This window comes from Neobacillus sp. D3-1R, from assembly GCF_052180215.1.
Taxonomy (GTDB): Bacteria; Bacillota; Bacilli; order Bacillales; family Cytobacillaceae; genus Pseudoneobacillus.
Map to the genome: position 1 here is coordinate 939200 of NZ_CP197471.1, position 12967 is coordinate 952166.

20 protein-coding genes are annotated in these 12967 nt (G+C 35.7%); 12 read left to right on the plus strand and 8 right to left on the minus strand.

Annotated elements, in window-relative coordinates:
• The first annotated feature begins 56 nt into the window (after positions 1 to 56).
• The 4 genes from ACSBPO_RS04610 (at position 57) to ACSBPO_RS04625 (ending at position 3046) form a co-directional block, all read left to right on the plus strand.
• Positions 57 to 179, plus strand: a complete 123-nt coding sequence (locus tag ACSBPO_RS04610; protein ID WP_442598910.1) for an FbpB family small basic protein — start codon at positions 57 to 59, stop codon at positions 177 to 179.
• Between the two features lie 29 nt (positions 180 to 208).
• Positions 209 to 604, plus strand: a complete 396-nt coding sequence (locus tag ACSBPO_RS04615) for a sporulation protein (protein ID WP_442598911.1) — start codon at positions 209 to 211, stop codon at positions 602 to 604.
• A gap of 240 nt (positions 605 to 844) precedes the next feature.
• On the plus strand, positions 845 to 2170 hold the full coding sequence (locus tag ACSBPO_RS04620; RefSeq protein ID WP_442598912.1) for a hemolysin family protein: 1326 nt from the start codon (positions 845 to 847) through the stop codon (positions 2168 to 2170).
• A gap of 336 nt (positions 2171 to 2506) precedes the next feature.
• Positions 2507 to 3046, plus strand: a complete 540-nt coding sequence (locus tag ACSBPO_RS04625) for a hypothetical protein (protein WP_442598913.1) — start codon at positions 2507 to 2509, stop codon at positions 3044 to 3046.
• 48 nt (positions 3047 to 3094) lie between these two features.
• On the opposite strand, the gene ACSBPO_RS04630 is transcribed toward ACSBPO_RS04625, so the two are convergent.
• From ACSBPO_RS04630 to ACSBPO_RS04645, 4 genes are all read right to left on the minus strand, one after another.
• The gene (locus ACSBPO_RS04630) at positions 3095 to 3460 is read right to left on the minus strand and encodes a VOC family protein (protein WP_442598914.1); all 366 of its coding nucleotides are present in this window, start codon (positions 3458 to 3460) and stop codon (positions 3095 to 3097) included.
• 472 nt (positions 3461 to 3932) lie between these two features.
• Positions 3933 to 4124, minus strand: coding sequence for a YfhD family protein (locus ACSBPO_RS04635; protein WP_442598915.1), 192 nt, complete (start codon positions 4122 to 4124; stop codon positions 3933 to 3935).
• 93 nt (positions 4125 to 4217) lie between these two features.
• Positions 4218 to 4343 carry a YfhE family protein gene (locus tag ACSBPO_RS04640; RefSeq protein WP_442598916.1) on the minus strand — a complete coding sequence of 42 codons (126 nt, stop codon included), beginning with the start codon at positions 4341 to 4343 and terminating at the stop codon, positions 4218 to 4220.
• Positions 4344 to 4443: 100 nt separating this feature from the next.
• A complete protein-coding gene (locus ACSBPO_RS04645; RefSeq protein WP_442598917.1) occupies positions 4444 to 5352 on the minus strand; it encodes a TIGR01777 family oxidoreductase in 909 nt (302 codons plus the stop codon).
• A 92-nt stretch (positions 5353 to 5444) separates the two neighbouring features.
• Here ACSBPO_RS04645 and recX point away from each other — a divergent pair, with 92 nt between their 5' ends.
• Positions 5445 to 6248 (plus strand): recombination regulator RecX, encoded by an 804-nt coding sequence (gene recX, locus ACSBPO_RS04650; protein ID WP_442598918.1) that lies wholly within the window; start codon positions 5445 to 5447, stop codon positions 6246 to 6248.
• Between the two features lie 220 nt (positions 6249 to 6468).
• Here the strand turns inward: recX and ACSBPO_RS04655 are convergent, their stop codons facing one another.
• Complete coding sequence (locus ACSBPO_RS04655; protein ID WP_442598919.1) at positions 6469 to 7143, minus strand: SDR family NAD(P)-dependent oxidoreductase; 675 nt, start codon at positions 7141 to 7143, stop codon at positions 6469 to 6471.
• 106 nt (positions 7144 to 7249) lie between these two features.
• Here ACSBPO_RS04655 and ACSBPO_RS04660 point away from each other — a divergent pair, with 106 nt between their 5' ends.
• Positions 7250 to 7576: a YfhH family protein gene (locus ACSBPO_RS04660; RefSeq protein ID WP_442598920.1), complete on the plus strand. Its 327-nt coding sequence runs from the start codon at positions 7250 to 7252 to the stop codon at positions 7574 to 7576.
• A gap of 25 nt (positions 7577 to 7601) precedes the next feature.
• Here the strand turns inward: ACSBPO_RS04660 and ACSBPO_RS04665 are convergent, their stop codons facing one another.
• Positions 7602 to 7790: a small, acid-soluble spore protein K gene (locus ACSBPO_RS04665; RefSeq protein WP_442598921.1), complete on the minus strand. Its 189-nt coding sequence runs from the start codon at positions 7788 to 7790 to the stop codon at positions 7602 to 7604.
• A gap of 127 nt (positions 7791 to 7917) precedes the next feature.
• Between ACSBPO_RS04665 and ACSBPO_RS04670 the strand changes: the two genes are divergently transcribed.
• On the plus strand, positions 7918 to 8181 hold the full coding sequence (locus ACSBPO_RS04670; protein ID WP_442598922.1) for a YfhJ family protein: 264 nt from the start codon (positions 7918 to 7920) through the stop codon (positions 8179 to 8181).
• 65 nt (positions 8182 to 8246) lie between these two features.
• Here ACSBPO_RS04670 and ACSBPO_RS04675 read toward each other — a convergent pair whose 3' ends face one another.
• Entirely contained in the window at positions 8247 to 9230 is a 984-nt protein-coding gene (locus tag ACSBPO_RS04675; RefSeq protein WP_442598923.1) for a metal-dependent hydrolase, read from the minus strand.
• 91 nt (positions 9231 to 9321) lie between these two features.
• On the opposite strand from ACSBPO_RS04675, the gene ACSBPO_RS04680 reads away from it, so the two are divergent.
• Both ACSBPO_RS04680 and mutY read left to right on the plus strand, forming a co-directional pair.
• Positions 9322 to 9621, plus strand: a complete 300-nt coding sequence (locus ACSBPO_RS04680; RefSeq protein WP_442598924.1) for a hypothetical protein — start codon at positions 9322 to 9324, stop codon at positions 9619 to 9621.
• Positions 9622 to 9670: 49 nt separating this feature from the next.
• Positions 9671 to 10786, plus strand: a complete 1116-nt coding sequence (mutY, locus tag ACSBPO_RS04685) for an A/G-specific adenine glycosylase (RefSeq protein WP_442598925.1) — start codon at positions 9671 to 9673, stop codon at positions 10784 to 10786.
• 38 nt (positions 10787 to 10824) lie between these two features.
• Here the strand turns inward: mutY and ACSBPO_RS04690 are convergent, their stop codons facing one another.
• The gene (locus tag ACSBPO_RS04690; RefSeq protein WP_442598926.1) at positions 10825 to 11049 is read right to left on the minus strand and encodes a hypothetical protein; all 225 of its coding nucleotides are present in this window, start codon (positions 11047 to 11049) and stop codon (positions 10825 to 10827) included.
• Positions 11050 to 11172: 123 nt separating this feature from the next.
• Between ACSBPO_RS04690 and fabL the strand changes: the two genes are divergently transcribed.
• From fabL to ACSBPO_RS04705, 3 genes are all read left to right on the plus strand, one after another.
• Complete coding sequence (fabL, locus tag ACSBPO_RS04695; RefSeq protein ID WP_442598927.1) at positions 11173 to 11922, plus strand: enoyl-[acyl-carrier-protein] reductase FabL; 750 nt, start codon at positions 11173 to 11175, stop codon at positions 11920 to 11922.
• A gap of 101 nt (positions 11923 to 12023) precedes the next feature.
• A complete protein-coding gene (locus ACSBPO_RS04700; RefSeq protein WP_442598928.1) occupies positions 12024 to 12296 on the plus strand; it encodes a gamma-type small acid-soluble spore protein in 273 nt (90 codons plus the stop codon).
• 190 nt (positions 12297 to 12486) lie between these two features.
• Positions 12487 to 12744: a YgaB family protein gene (locus ACSBPO_RS04705; protein ID WP_442598929.1), complete on the plus strand. Its 258-nt coding sequence runs from the start codon at positions 12487 to 12489 to the stop codon at positions 12742 to 12744.
• Positions 12745 to 12967 lie beyond the last annotated feature (223 nt).

Genomic DNA, 12967 nt, shown 5'->3' on the forward strand with positions numbered 1-12967 from the left:
TCGGTAAAGGTTTTCTTTATTTATTAAAGATTATTTTAAAAGGAGAGGGTTTAAAAATGAAAAAACTGAAAACATCCATCATAGAATTAATTAAGAAAAATAAAGAAGAGATTATGAAAGACCGTGAAAAACTTGAAAAAATTGAAAAACGGATTGAGGATAAATACTCTAAAGGTTAATCCATTTTGTTTATTTGGAGGGATATTCATTGATATTAAGAAAATATATGTCCTTATTAGGGATCGGTTCTGCCAGAATCGATCTGATTTTACCAAAGGAATCCTATTTTCCTGGAGAGACGATTCATGGCTATTTTTTAATAAAAGGTGGAACAATCGAGCAATTAATTAAAAAAATTGATTGTGATTTAGTTATGACTGATGATGGCAAGGAACAGGTGATTAATACTGTAACCGTTTTAACCTCTAAAATCATCCAATCAGAAGAATCTGATCAAATAGTATTTACAGTGAAACTGCCAAATAGCATCCCATTAACGAGTGAAAATCGATCATTTCGTTTCAAAACTAGATTAACTTTTCATGAAGGTGTGGAAAGCAGAGATCAAGATATCATTCAGATTATTCCTGAATACAGTTCATAAGGTCAATTCAGTCTTGATTTAGTGAATTAGCTTAATGTGTGGTGTATATAGTAAAAGGCAAGGCTCAAGGAGTTGACTAAATAACCCTGTCAAATAATATGTAAAATTCTCTGAACGCCTTCAGCCTATTTCTTTTTTTAGTAATTTTTTCATGAATAGGTTATACTTAAATAAAAACAATAAACCGTTATTCCATTAAAGGAAAATTGGTACTTTTTATTAACCTTGGAGGGTTGTCTTTTGGTTACGGAAATATTGGTACTTTTAGTACTGATTATTTTAAATGCGTTTTTTGCTGCATCAGAAATCGCTTTGATCTCATTAAATGATAATAAAATAAAGCTTTTAGCTGAAGGTGGAGATAAGAAGGCTAAAGCTCTGCAAAACTTATTATCAGAACCAAGTCGTTTTTTAGCGACTATTCAAATTGGAATTACACTTGCCGGATTTTTAGCGAGTGCCTTTGCAGCGGGAAGCTTTGCGGGAAGACTTGCAGAATATTTAATAGAAATAGGTGTTCCTCTTTCTAAAGATCTTCTTGAAACCATTTCTGTTGTTATCATCACATTGATCTTATCTTATTTTACTTTAGTGTTGGGAGAACTTGTTCCTAAAAGATTAGCTTTGCAAAAAGCAGAAGAAATTGCAAACTTTGCTGTAATGCCACTTACTATTTTGTCTAAAATTACGGCTCCCTTTGTAAAATTATTAACATTATCCATGAACGTCATTGTTCGCATGTTTGGTGTTGATCCAAATGCAGAGGATGGAAATGTGACTGAAGAAGAAATACGAATGATGGTTGACGTTGGAAAAGAAAAAGGAACCATTCAAGATATTGAAATGGTGATGATTAATAATATTTTTGAATTCGATAATAAAACGGTTTCCGATATTATGACCCATCGAACTAATATTGTTGCTATCCCCATCGATTACAATATAAAAGAAACGGCCAATATCGTTAACCTAGAAAAATACACGAGATTTCCGGTGTTTGAAGAGAATATTGACCATATTGTCGGGGTTTTACACGTAAAGGATTTAATCCAATTTATTGAAAGTTGTAATGAAACACAATTTAATTTAAGAGAACTTATTCGTGAACCCTTTTACGTTCTAGAATCTATCCGAACCGATCAATTGTTTAAGGATATGCAAAAGAATAACACTCATATGGCCATCGTAGTTGATGAATACGGTGGGACGGATGGAATTGTTACCATAGAAGACTTAATTGAAGAAATCGTCGGAAACATATTTGATGAACACGACGAACCTAATGATAATGACGAGGAAATCATTGAGCTTGATACCAATACATACCTATTCCCAGGCACAACAAATTTATATGAAGTGGAAGATTTTCTTAAAGTGGAATTACCGACACAGGAGTATGATACCGTCAGTGGCTTTGTGATTGGGCAACTTGGTTATATTCCTACCGGTGATGAACACCCTGAGGTTGAATATAAAAATATTACCTTCTCTGTAGATGAAATGAAAGAACTACGAATTATGAAGGTAAAGGTCAGAGTTCATGAAATGAATAATGAAGAAGAATAATAAAAAATACCGATAAGAGGATTTCTTATCGGTATTTTTTTATTCTCAAAAAAACAAAAAAACACCTGACAAATTGTATTGTCAGGTATTATCAAAAGGGGGGTTTATGAAACTGGCTTGTTTCTAACACTTTCATTGTATCTAGAAAATATGAATAAATTATGAATAAAAGTGAAACGCTTCATTAAATTTTAATATTCTTCTTTCTATATATATCCATTACGTATTAATATGTTAAAATAGTCCTAATATTAAGATAGATTAGTAGGTTTAATAGAATGCTATTCTCGTTTCTATCTTGAAGACTATCCATCATATTTCTTAGAGGTGTAGGGAATGAAGAAAATCTTATCAATTTTTAGTGTGTTTTTGGTTCTATTTATCATTTCTGCTTGTTCTGAAAAAGATTCAAAAGAAACGGATAATGGAGAAAAACAAGTAGCAGAAGAGGCTACAGCTGTTATGGAGGAAACAAATGCCGAAGAGGATAGTTCATCAACGGAACAAGAGGATTATGAGTTAGAAGATAAAGAAGAGTATAATCAGATTTTCGGTATTTTTTTAGACAAAGATATGGAAAATACATTTCGAAAGCTTGTTGGTGATGACCTTGATATTTTCAGAGTAACATTCCAGCAAATTTCACCTGTTCCAACAGAAGACGAAAATCTGTATGCCTTTCATGGTTATATGCCTGGTCTAGAAGGAATAGCAGAAGGTGTAGTTGTTTTCGATAACTCTGGCAATATGTGGGCTGCTACTACCGAAGGAGAAAATGTCAATTTCTACTCTACGAACGAAAATGAAAAACACCATCCAATTATAGAGGATTGGAGACAAAGCTTTTTCTCAGGCAGTGAGATTGTATATAAATAATCATGATAAAAAAGAGCAGGAATCATATAGATACCTGCTCTTTTCCTATTAACTCCAATAACAAACTTCTAATTTGTTTCCATTTAAATCGTAGAAGGTAAAAAACGTGGTACTCCCATCTTTTTGCAGTTCAGAGGTCTCTACCCCCCTTGACGTGAGCTTTGTATGAACCTCCTCAATATTCTCAGCAAAAAAGATAGGATAGGATGAAGAGGCAGGAGAATGACTTTCATCGTGTTGCCATTCATAAAGCGTAATAGAAGGTCCATTCCCTATTGGAAAAATAACAATAGCGTGATCACCGTTACTTTCATATGACGAGGTGAACTCTAATACCTCTTCGTACCATTTCTTGGCTGCCTTAATATCAGCAACTCGTAAAATAATGGTATCCATTTTTGAAAAAAGACTCATAGGAACCTCCGAAAATAGTTTTCCTAACTAATTCGTCGATTTCCCTAAAAAATCCTTTATAGGATAAATGAGGATAACTGCAAATGAAAAACGATAATGGTTCTATATCCCCATGTTTATCCACTGACAAAAGTATGATATATTCACTAGTTTTTATACTTATCAACATTATCCACAAAGTTATCCTCAGGTTTATACACAGAGTTACTCACAGGATATCCTTAGTTATACACAATTTATCCGCAAGGTTGTGTTAGTTAGGACATTAAGGTTGTCACACTATATTCATATTTCCAATTTAAATATGTTAAGAAACTGTGAAATGCATTGCTTGAGGAAATTCTTCGGCGTATAGTATAGGTGTGAAGAGGAAGTACTGAAGTGGTACTTACTTTTTAAACTAGTTTTACTCCCCCTTATATAAATGTTGAAGCAGGATGAATTCATCCTGCTTCCTTTTTTTTGCCTCAAACTATTTTCTTTTCCGATTTGTACTAACGCGCTGATTTGCAGCATTAGCACGTGCTTGAGCCTCTAAATCCGCTTGATCAGCAAGCTCAGCTGAGTATTCTTCATCAATGCCATCCGTTTTTAAATTCTTTGGCGTTTGCGGAAGGCTTCCTTTGTTACGATCACGAGTTTTATGTCCATGTGCTCTGCCCATCGTTATGATCCCCTTTCAAAACAATAAAGTACGAAAACGGAATTCGTTTTCGTACTTTTATTGTTTGCTGAATGAAAGAAAATATAAGGAGAGTTATCTGGTACTTTTTTGAGTGTAACCAGCTGCGCGATCTGCGCGTCTGAACTCGTTAGAATATGTAACAGCTTGCATACTTGTTAAATTGCTTCTTACTTTGTCTTTTTTTCCTGACTTTGACATGTGATCATCCTATCCTTTCGTTTCTAAAATGTGAAATCGAAGTAGAGACATACTCATGCTGACTTCCCTATTTTTGCCCTAAAAGGAAGAGGATAAACGATTAAATTTGAAAAAGATTATTTAATGCTTTATCTAAAGTCGAATATTCAAAAACAAAGTCATGTTCTAAAAGGGCCTGAGGTAAAACTTTTTGCCCCTCCAGCATAAGCATACTCATTTCTCCAAGAAGAAGTTTTAAGGCGATTTCTGGAGTTGGTATCCAATGAGGACGATGTAATACTTTACTTAGTTCTTTGCCAAACTGATCCATTGTAACTGGTTGTGGAGAGATAAAGTTAACTGGACCCCGAATATTTTCATGTTGAATCACAAAAGAAATGGCTCGAATAACATCATTGATATGAATCCAGGAAACCCACTGATTTCCCTTGCCAAGTTTTCCCCCTGCAAATAGTTGATAGGGAAGGGCCATTTTAGGTAAAGCTCCTGCATTGTTAGCTAGGACAATACCTAAGCGGCATAATACCGTGCGAACACCAAGTTCCTCCGCTTTTATAGCTAAGGCTTCCCATTTCTTGACGGTTTCAGCTAAGAAATCACTTCCAACACTTGAACTCTGTTCTGTAAAAGTTTCCGTTTCTGATGTTCCATAGTAACCAATTGCACTTGCATTCACTAATACCTTTGGTTTTTTCTTTAATTGTTTTATGATTCTAAGCAGTTCATTTGTAGCATCTAACCGGCTTTGGAGAATTCTAGTTTTTCTATTCTCATTCCATCGGCCACTATTGATGGATTCACCAGCTAAATTAATTAAAACATCCGCATCTTCTAAATAAGTATTAGGATGGCTGTTAGGAGTGAGCCATTGAACATATTTTATCTTGGAAGAATGAGATGGAGATGGAAGTTTACGGGTAAGGACAAGCACTTCATCCCCCTTGTTTAAAAAATAATCACTAAGTGCTTTTCCAACAAAGCCAGAACCACCAGCAATAACCATTTTCAAAAAAATTCCTCCTCCCCTGTGTAAAGACATTTTAAACCATTTACGTAAAAAAATCCTCTTAAATATGTTACATTGAAAGAGAGGTGAAGAATGTGGTCTATATTACGAAAATCACCACACAAAAGAAACAAAGTGATCGCTTTAATATATATGTGAATGATGGAACAGGTGAAAAATATGCCTTTAGTGTGGACGAGGATGTTCTCATTAAGTATCAGCTTAAAAAAGGAGTGGAATTAGATGAGTTCACTCAAATGGAGGTTCTCTATCAAGACACGATAAGAAAAGCATTAAGTACCGCTATTCAGTGTCTAGCTGCAAGGATGCGTTCAGAAAAAGAGGTAAGAGACCATCTGAAGCAAAAGGAAAATGAAGATCCTGTTATTCAAGAAGTTATCCACCGTCTTTATAGCTTAAAATATTTGAATGATGAAGAGTTTTCACTTGCCTATGTTCGAACTCAAATGAATACAACGGACAAGGGGCCTAATGTGGTGAAAGCTGAATTAAAGGAAAAAGGAATTTCACCTGATATTATGGAAAAAACGATAAATGAATATTCTTATGAGATGCAACTTTCAAAAGCCATCCAGCTTTGTCAAAAAGCTCAAAAGAAAAAGAGGAATGACTCCCAGTTTGTATTTGAACAAAAGCTAAAGCAAGCACTAAGTCGCAAAGGATATTCTTTTTCCATAATAGATGAAGCCATGATGGAAATGAAGGACTCAGTGCAAGAGGATACAGAATTTGAAGCAATTAAAACACAAGGTGAAAAGGCTATCAAAAAATATGGCGAAGATAATCATAAAATAAAGCAATTTCTCTATCGAAAGGGTTTTTCTATGGAACATATAGAAGACTTTTTGAGGAATCTTGAACAAGAAGACTGGAACTAGCTACATGTTCCAGTCTTTTTTTGTTGTGAAGGAGATTGTTCTAGTTAACAAAATTGATATTTCAACCGATATACGAAGTTTATCAACCAAAAAATCATTTTATCAACCGCTAGTTATCATTTTTCAACCGAATTTCAGATTTATCAACTTTCAAGAAGGCCATCCCCAAAAAAAAGACCTCAAAGTGCCCACGCACACTTGAGGTCTTAACTCCTCCTATTTATTTCTGACTCTCAATCACAATTGACTCTTCGTTTAATTGGGAATAAATAATTTCAGCAACCTCTTTTGGTGAACGTAATCGAGAAGGGTCTTTAATATGGTCACTATTCTCCCAAAATGGTGTATCCATGCCACCCATATATACTGCGGTAAACTTAATATCACTATTCTCGTATTCCTTTTGCAGACTTTCCGTAAATCCTCTTACAGCAAACTTACTTGCTACATAAACTGCTTCATTTACTTTCCCTCGTAAGCCTGCAGTTGAGATTATATTAATAATATGTCCTGAATTCTGTTGAGAGAAGATAGGTAATACTGCTTTAGTCATGAACATTGTGCCTAAAATATTGGTTTCTGTCATTTCGATTATTTCTTGTTCGTCTATTTTTTCAAAAGGACCAAAATAGCCGATGCCCGCATTGTTCACTAATCCATATAAAGTATAGTGCTCACTAATTTTCTTTACTCTGTCAGAGACATCTTGAAAAGAGCGAATATCTACTTGGATCACATCTGCTTTACCGCCCAATTGTTCAATTTCTGATTTCACACTTTGAAGTTTATCCTGCGATCGCCCCATTAATAGGATATGAAAATTATTTTGAGAAAATAATAATGCAAGTTCTTTTCCTAAACCAGATCCAGCCCCTGTAATGACTATTGCGTTCATTTAGCTTTCTCCTTTCCTTAAAGGAAGAATGAAATAGTTTCTTCCGTACCTAATGTTTATTATACTAAAGAATAGGAAATCTACTTAAAAAAGGAGAACAAAAAATATGGAGCAAGAAAAAAGATACAGTCAAATGTCTGCTTATGAATTACAGCAAGAAATCTCCCAGTTAAATGAAAAGGCACGTAAGGCAGAACAATTAGGTATGGTTAATGAATATGCGGTACTGGAAAGAAAAGCAATCATGGCTAAGGCCTACTTAATAGATCCAAAAACAATAAAATCAAATGAAGTGTATGAAATAGAAGGGGATCCTGGAACCTATTTTAAAGTCCAGTATCTAAATGGGGTATTTGCTTGGGGCTTTCGACTCGGAGGAAATTCAGTGGAAGAAGCTTTACCTATTTCCATGTTAAAAGAAATGAAAGAATAGGCCCCCAAAAGGGAGCCAGTCAAGATTAAAATCCAGTTGTAAATTCTTCAGGTGTATCACCTGAACGAGTAGTGGAGGCTCTCATTCGTTCTTGTGGATGAGTATTGATGGTACCATCCGCTCTTTTTGAAGCATACTCAGCTTTTGCTCGAGGCTCACCCTCGAGTTTAATGCTATGTTGGTTTGGGAAATGAGTAGCTTTATTTCGTACCATGCGAAACCCTCCTAATGAATGATAAACGTGATAAACAAAGCCCTATCCAATGCTTATCACGTACCTTTATTATTTGTTCATTTAAAAAAAGCTATCAAGAGGAATAATGGAATTAGAGGTGATTTCTATGCAAGAATACCAAGAAAAGTTAATTCAACTTTTGCTTGAAAAAAATAACCAATTAAATGAGCTTCAAGCAAGAATATGGGTGGAACTTTTATGGAGTGACTTTGAATCAACCTATGCAAAAGCAGGCAGGGATTACCAGGGTCCTGAAATGACCGAAAAAGTGGTTCGTCAATGGATTGAGTATCAAGGTGCAAAGCTTCATGAATTTGTCGCCAATAATCCTAAATACAAACACTTATTAAACAATCAAACATTACATTAAAAGGTCTAGCCCCTTTAAGGGCCAGACCTTTCTTTACGTCGCTACAGGTCGTTTACGTTTTTCTCTTATGAATTCGGAAGAAATTCTAATTTTTTCTGCAGCTTTTCTTCACTAAAAATCCACCCGGTGTAGGAACTTAAAATATTGTACTCTAAATCTAACTTTACGACTGCCACAAATGGATAATGTCCATTACTTCTATAACGTAAATCAATAAATCTTACTTCGTAATGATCATCAAATTCATCTACTTCCCAACGATAAACAGGGGAAAAGGATAAAAAGGCGGAAAGATTTTTGTCCTTTTTAGCGGCTTCAAGCACAGCTGTTTTTGGGACGGCGACTCTTTCGAATTCATCTAAAATTTTCACTTCCCCTTTAATCCCTCTTCCCACATAAAACCTTGTTTCACTCATAACCGCAATCCGCCATTCATGTGTTTTCATAGTTGGAGCAATGATGACTTGTGTCGCATCAGGAACTATTTCTTTTACTTTATGCAACACCTTTCTTTGTGCTTGGAAACGGAAAAAGTAATAGCTGATGAGAATCGCGTAAACAGCTAAAAAGATATAACCTGGATGTCCTCCAAATACCCAAGCAAAAATTCCGACGACATGAATCCCAAAAATATACGGGTCAAATGTGTTAATAATTCCTAATGCGACCCATTTCGACGAAAAAGGTCGCAATGCTTGTGTACCATAAGCGTTGAATATGTCGACAAATACGTGCAGGAATACGGCCAAAAATGTCCAAATCCATAAGTGGAGTAAATTAGCCTCTGGAAAAAGTGGATATATAATCGCCATAATCCCTAAAGGCCAAAGGATAACAGCGGGAATAGAATGGGTAACCCCACGATGATTCCGAATATAGACGGCATTATTGCGCAATTTTAGAATTGTATCAATGTCAGGGGCCTGGGATCCAACTAAAGTGCCGATTAGCACACTTGTCGCCGTTGCAGAACTATCTGCCAACACAGGATCTAAAGTAGCTAATCCGCCCAGAGCAAGTCCCATTACCACATGTGTACCTGTATCCAAAAGGAAAAGCCCTCCTTTATAGGGAAAAATTTTTAAAGCATTCTTACTTGTCATCAATAATAATTATGGTTTAGTCTAGGGAGATGAAGGAATGAAATCAGAAATACAAATGGTCATCGAATATGAAATTGTTGAATCTACTTATCAGCAATATAAAGAAGTCATCCATCAAATCCATTCAAAATTACATTCATTTGAAGCGGATCAGATACAATTAAACGAATCCAATCATAAGGTCATCGAAACCTTTTTATTGCCAACGGAATCCCATTATTATGCCCTGAAGAAATTAAGAAAATCCAAAAGTCATACCCTATTCGGTTGTTTGGACCCTTATATAAAAGGTGGTCTTCAACAGATCGGTTTTTATGGTATTAAAAAGAAGCGTTAATATTATATTCCCATTTTTAAGGGATGTTTAACACCTTGGAGGAACAAAAGTGCCTAAAAAATTTCAACAAACACTAGATTCACTGAATATCAATGATTTTCAATCAGACTTAATCAGCTGGTTCACTAATGAAAAAAGGGACTTACCATGGAGAAGAGAACGTGACCCGTATCGTATATGGGTATCAGAGATTATGCTTCAGCAAACCCGAGTAGACACGGTTATTCCCTATTATCAAAACTTTATGGAACAGTTCCCGTCATTAGAGGAATTTGCCAATGCAGATGAAGAAAAAATTTTAAAAGTATGGGAAGGTCTCGGCTATTATTCCCGGGTTAGAAACCTGCAAACGGCTTGTAGAGAAGTCCAAGAAAAATATAATGGAGTCGTACCCAATACACCAAATGAAATATCTAAATTAAAGGGGATTGGACCTTATACGGCTGGAGCAGTCTTAAGTATTGCTTATGGAGTACCAGAGCCGGCAGTGGATGGGAATGTCATGAGAGTTTTGTCTAGGGTTCTTTCCATTTGGGAGGACATCGCAAAGCCTTCAACTAGAAAGATTTTTGAAGAAGCGGTTAGAAAATTAATTTCTCATGATAATCCTTCCTATTTTAACCAAGCGTTAATGGAGTTAGGTGCTTTAATTTGTACTCCTACTTCTCCATCTTGCCTGTTATGTCCAGTTAGAGAACATTGCAGTGCTTTTGAACAAGGAGCACAAACAGACCTACCTGTTAAAACCAAAAAAACAAAAGTGAAAGATGTGAAATTGGTAGCTGGTATCTTAACGGACCCAAACGGGAAAATTCTCATTCGCAAGCGTCCAGAAACGGGATTATTGGCAAACCTTTGGGAATTTCCTAATTTTGAAATCCATGCAGAATTAAAAAGGGGACAAGATGAGTTTCTTGATCAACTTAAAAGTCAGCATGAAGTAACGGCCGAAATAAACGAAGGGCTTGGTCAGATTGAACATGTCTTTTCGCATTTAAAATGGTATATCCAGGTGTATTCAGGAAAAATTATTTCTACCGTAAAAGAAACCCCACGATTGAAGTTAGTTTCTCTTGATGAGATAGAGGCATTTGCATTCCCTGTCTCCCATCAAAAAATGTTCCAGCAATTTTTGGAGTTTACAAAAGAAGGGCTTACTCTTTAGGAGTGAGTCCTTCTTTTTACGTAGTGTCTTAATCAATATCAATCATACACAATCTTTGTACCATGTGTATAATCTGCTTCTCCGCGATTTAACCCATTACGACGCATGATTTCTTCTACAATTTCACGATGAATAGTTTGCCCTTCACTATTCAAATAAGGAACCATTTGCTGTAATGAATGGTGGAAAAAAGCAAGTTCATCATCTTTCCAATCAGTCTTAGACATCATAGAAAGCTCAGTCATGTCACGGCCTACATACATCTTTATCTGCCCCTTTTTTATCGTAATGAAAGCTTCTGTCTTCCCTATTTTCCTATCTAGAATTGTCATCTATTCATGAAAAAGCTAAAATAAAAAGAAAACTTATCGAAGGGAACTTTACATATGACACAAAAAGTAGCACTTGTAACAGGAAGCAGCAGAGGAATTGGAAAGGCAACGGCTTTACGTTTAGCTGAACAAGGATATGATATTGTGATCAACTACGCACGGAGTAAAAGTGCAGCCTTAGAAACAGCTAGTGAAATTGAGGCTCTAGGTAGAAAAGCATTAGTTGTGAAAGCTAATGTTGGTGATGTAGAAAAAATTAAAAAGATGTTTATGGAAATTAATGAAGCCTTTGGCCGATTAGATGTTTTTGTTAATAATGCAGCATCTGGAGTCTTAAGACCTGCGATGGAACTAGAGGAATCTCATTGGGATTGGACGATGAATATTAACAGTAAAGCATTATTATTCTGCGCACAAGAAGCAGCGAAACTAATGGAAAAAAGCGGCGGCGGAAAAATTGTTAGCATTAGCTCCCTTGGATCGATTCGTTACTTGAAAAACTATACTACTGTTGGTGTTTCAAAAGCAGCACTAGAAGCATTAACTCGTTACTTGGCTGTGGAACTAGCCCCTATGAATATTAGAGTAAATGCAGTTTCTGGTGGAGCAGTGGATACTGAAGCGTTAACTCATTTTCCAAATCGTGAAGAATTATTAGCAGAAGCAAAGGAAAAAACACCTGCTGGCAGAATGGTCGAAATTGATGATATGGTAAATTCGGTCATGTTTTTATTATCAGAAGAAGCAAGTATGATTCGCGGTCAAACACTTATTGTGGATGGCGGTATTTCTTTACTCGTTTAATTTTATACTTAATTAAAGTGAATTTTTTCAAAAAATCTTTTCTGTAAAAAAGGATAGTTCCCTTCACGATGGGTAAATTAATCTTCGTGGAGGTGATAACAATGGCAAATTTCAACCAACAACCAAACAAATCACAAGCTGGTACAAACATTCAAGAAGTAAGACAACAAAATGCAGCTTCTCAAGGTGGACAAGGTTCTTTTGGTACTGAGTTCGCTAGTGAAACAAATGCTGCTGAAGTAAGAGCTCAAAACCAACAATCTCAAGCGAGTGCTGGTCAAGGTAGCCAAGGTCAATTTGGTACTGAGTTCGCAAGCCAAACAGACGCTGCTGAAGTAAGAGCTCAAAACCAACAATCTCAATCTAATTCTTAATACTTAGTGAAAGTGCCCTAACAACGATAGGGCGCTTTCTTTTTGTGAGCATTTACGGAATCTAGCTCCAGAGCTTCCGCTTTTTATTTTTTTCGACAAAACTTCCCTTTACTCTACAGAACTAGTCAAAGGAGTCTTCGAGACCCTCACGAATACATACTATAACAATAAAAATAGGCGGTGGCATAAAATGAATCAATTTAACCGTTTAGTTTCAGAACAAATGAAAACGATGGAAAAGCTTTTATTTATCCAGGCGGAATTAGAGAGATGTCAAGAAATTGAGGAAGAATTAAAAGCGCTTCAGCAAGAGACTGAATTAGAAAGTGTTCAGTACGAGATCAATCGGATGAAAGAAGAATTAAAGCAAATTCAGCAAGTGTTTGAAAATCAAACAGAAGAAGTCATTCGTTCTTATCAAACGTTAGATTTGACTCCAGTTTCTTAAAAAATACCAAAAAACTTATAAAATTAGGGGAGTCATTGAAATTTCAATGGCTCTTTTGTTTTAAATTCTGCGTACAACCGTTATAATAATAAGAAAAAAGAATCGTTCTTTGTTGCCTTATGTCGTTTTGATAAAATATTGTTTAGCCGTAGTACCACCCTCTTAAAAAAGAGGTATCGTGCTTTGAGCTTTCGGGGTTACAAATGTTCGGAAATGAAAGTAG

Bases quoted from the DNA above. Each gene is read 5' to 3' on its own strand.
- ACSBPO_RS04670 (WP_442598922.1), top strand. From the start codon at position 7,918: ATGCAAGAATACCAAGAAAAGTTAATTCAACTTTTGCTTGAAAAAAAT.
- ACSBPO_RS04660 (WP_442598920.1), top strand. From the start codon at position 7,250: ATGGAGCAAGAAAAAAGATACAGTCAAATGTCTGCTTATGAATTACAG.
- ACSBPO_RS04630 (WP_442598914.1), bottom strand. From the start codon at position 3,460: ATGAGTCTTTTTTCAAAAATGGATACCATTATTTTACGAGTTGCTGAT.
- ACSBPO_RS04665 (WP_442598921.1), bottom strand. From the start codon at position 7,790: ATGGTACGAAATAAAGCTACTCATTTCCCAAACCAACATAGCATTAAA.
- fabL (WP_442598927.1), top strand. From the start codon at position 11,173: ATGACACAAAAAGTAGCACTTGTAACAGGAAGCAGCAGAGGAATTGGA.
- ACSBPO_RS04610 (WP_442598910.1), top strand. From the start codon at position 57: ATGAAAAAACTGAAAACATCCATCATAGAATTAATTAAGAAAAATAAA.
- ACSBPO_RS04680 (WP_442598924.1), top strand. From the start codon at position 9,322: ATGAAATCAGAAATACAAATGGTCATCGAATATGAAATTGTTGAATCT.
- ACSBPO_RS04640 (WP_442598916.1), bottom strand. From the start codon at position 4,343: ATGTCAAAGTCAGGAAAAAAAGACAAAGTAAGAAGCAATTTAACAAGT.
- ACSBPO_RS04625 (WP_442598913.1), top strand. From the start codon at position 2,507: ATGAAGAAAATCTTATCAATTTTTAGTGTGTTTTTGGTTCTATTTATC.
- ACSBPO_RS04690 (WP_442598926.1), bottom strand. From the start codon at position 11,049: ATGTATGTAGGCCGTGACATGACTGAGCTTTCTATGATGTCTAAGACT.
- ACSBPO_RS04705 (WP_442598929.1), top strand. From the start codon at position 12,487: ATGAATCAATTTAACCGTTTAGTTTCAGAACAAATGAAAACGATGGAA.
- ACSBPO_RS04700 (WP_442598928.1), top strand. From the start codon at position 12,024: ATGGCAAATTTCAACCAACAACCAAACAAATCACAAGCTGGTACAAAC.
- ACSBPO_RS04655 (WP_442598919.1), bottom strand. From the start codon at position 7,143: ATGAACGCAATAGTCATTACAGGGGCTGGATCTGGTTTAGGAAAAGAA.
- ACSBPO_RS04635 (WP_442598915.1), bottom strand. From the start codon at position 4,124: ATGGGCAGAGCACATGGACATAAAACTCGTGATCGTAACAAAGGAAGC.